Origin of the sequence: Aquimarina litoralis (assembly GCF_019295435.1) — a bacterium.
GTDB lineage: Bacteria > Bacteroidota > Bacteroidia > Flavobacteriales > Flavobacteriaceae > Aquimarina > Aquimarina litoralis_A.
Genome location: NZ_WEKL01000096.1, coordinates 1 through 2534 on the forward strand (window position 1 = coordinate 1; position 2534 = coordinate 2534).

Below are 2534 nucleotides of genomic sequence, written 5' to 3' on the forward strand. Positions count from 1 at the left end.
AGAAACTGAATAGAAATTACGAACTTGTTTTTCAATAAAATATTCCTGTACATCTCCCATTAACCTTAAAGCAAACTCTGTAGAAAAAATACAAGTATTCTGCGCTTGATCTTCTTTCAAAATATCTGCTTGTACAGTTCCACGAACTGTATTCAGGGTAGTTGCTTTAATTTCTTGATAGACATCTGCTGGCAACACCTGATCTCCCGTAACACCCAATAACATCAATCCTAATCCATCATTCCCTTCTGGAAGTTCTCCTTGGTACGCAGGTCTTTCTACTCCTTTGTCTTTATATATTTTCTTGATCTTGGCTTCTACCTCAGCTTCAAGACTATTTTCTTTGATATATTTTTCACAATTCTGATCAATTGCAGCATTCATAAAGAATCCTAACAACATTGGAGCTGGTCCATTAATTGTCATACTTACAGAAGTCATCGCATGCGTAAGATCAAAACCAGAGTATAGTTTTTTAGCATCATCTAAACAACAAATAGAAACTCCCGCATTTCCAATCTTACCATAGATATCAGGTCGATGATCAGGATCATTTCCGTAAAGCGTTACAGAGTCAAAGGCAGTTGACAAACGTTTTGCCGGCATTCCTAAACTTACGTAATGAAAACGTCTATTAGTTCGTTCTGGTCCTCCTTCACCGGCAAACATACGCGTTGGATCTTCTCCTGTACGCTTGAAAGGATATAATCCCGAAGCAAAAGGAAATTCTCCTGGAACATTTTCCTGTAAACACCATTTTAGAATATCTCCCCAAGCTTGATACTTAGGTAAAGCCACTTTTGGTATTTGACTATGTGATAAGGATTCTGTATGTGTTTCGATCTTTATCTCTTTATCTCTTACTTTAAAAGTATAAATAGGATCTTTATATTTTTGAACTTTAGTTGCCCAACCGATAATAGTTTCCCAATTATGTGGATCTAGATTTAATTTTACTCTATCAAATTCGGCTAATAAAAGCTTTAAGAAATCCTGATTATCGTCATTCTCTACCTTTTTTAGGCTTTCAATATCAATTCCGTTTTTTGATAAGTCTATGCTATCTAAATTTGCAACACTACAAATGGTTTTATAAATACCATATAATTTTTGAGCTACTTCTACCTGTGTAGTTACTGTTTTATCATAAGCTCTATTATTTTCTGAAATTTCTGATAGATATCTCGTTCTACTTGGAGGTATCACAAATATCTTTTCAGACATTTCTTTAGAAATATGGAAATCAGATTTCAAATCTGCTCCTGTTTTCTCAACCACCTTATCCATGATTGCTTTATACAAAGTATTCATTCCAGGATCATTGAACTGAGAAGCAATGGTTCCATATACTGGTAAATCATCTTGTGGAACATCCCACAACTGATGATTACGCATATATTGCTTTTTTACATCTCTCAATGCATCCAAGGAACCTCTTTTATCAAACTTATTGATCGCTACAAGATCAGCAAAGTCTAGCATATCTATTTTTTCCAATTGTGTAGCAGCACCAAACTCTGGGGTCATTACGTATAAAGAAGTATCACTATGCTCCAGAATTTCAGTATCGGATTGACCAATCCCAGATGTTTCTAGAATTATTAGATCAAATTCTGCCGCTTTTAAAACCTCAATTGCTTCTGCTACATACTTTGATAATGCAAGATTAGATTGTCTTGTTGCCAAAGAACGCATATATACTCTTGGTGAATTGATCGCATTCATACGAATTCGATCTCCCAATAAAGCTCCACCTGTTTTTCGTTTAGATGGATCTACAGAAATCAATCCAATGGTTTTGTTTGGAAAATCAATCAAAAATCGACGTACTAACTCATCTACTAAAGAAGATTTTCCAGCTCCTCCAGTACCAGTGATACCCAAAACAGGAGTAGTAGATGTTTTATTCTTTTCATGTATTTTGTCTAAAGTATTCTTTGCTATTTCTGGGAAATTCTCTGCCGAAGAAATAACACGTGCAATAGCCCCAATTTCTTTGTCAACCAAATGATCTGCTTCACCATTAAGACTATCACCAATAGGAAAATCAGATTGCTGTACCAAATCGTTGATCATTCCTTGTAATCCTAACTCACGACCATCATCAGGTGAATAAATTCGAGTAATCCCATAATCCATCAATTCCTTGATTTCTTCCGGAAGGATTACTCCACCTCCTCCACCAAATATTTTGATATGAGAAGCTCCTCTTTCTTTGAGCAAATCATACATATATTTAAAATATTCATTATGACCTCCTTGATAAGAAGTCATTGCGATCGCATTCGCATCTTCTTGAATCGCACAATTCACTACTTCTTCTACACTTCTATCATGACCTAAGTGAATTACTTCAACTCCTGTAGATTGAATAATCCGGCGCATAATATTAATGGCGGCATCATGACCATCAAAAAGAGATGCGGCAGTTACAATTCTAACTTTATTCTTGGGTTTATACGGTGCAATTTGTTCCATTGATAATAAAAAGCATTTTTAGTGCTGCTAATTTACGAAATATGCATCAAAAACGA

General features: G+C 35.2%; 1 protein-coding gene. It reads right to left on the minus strand.

The annotated features are described in order from the left end of the window. On the minus strand, positions 1 to 2478 hold a 2478-nt coding region (locus GBO31_RS23295), incomplete at its 3' end, for a methylmalonyl-CoA mutase family protein (protein WP_219011025.1). Between the last annotated feature and the right edge of the window lie 56 nt (positions 2479 to 2534).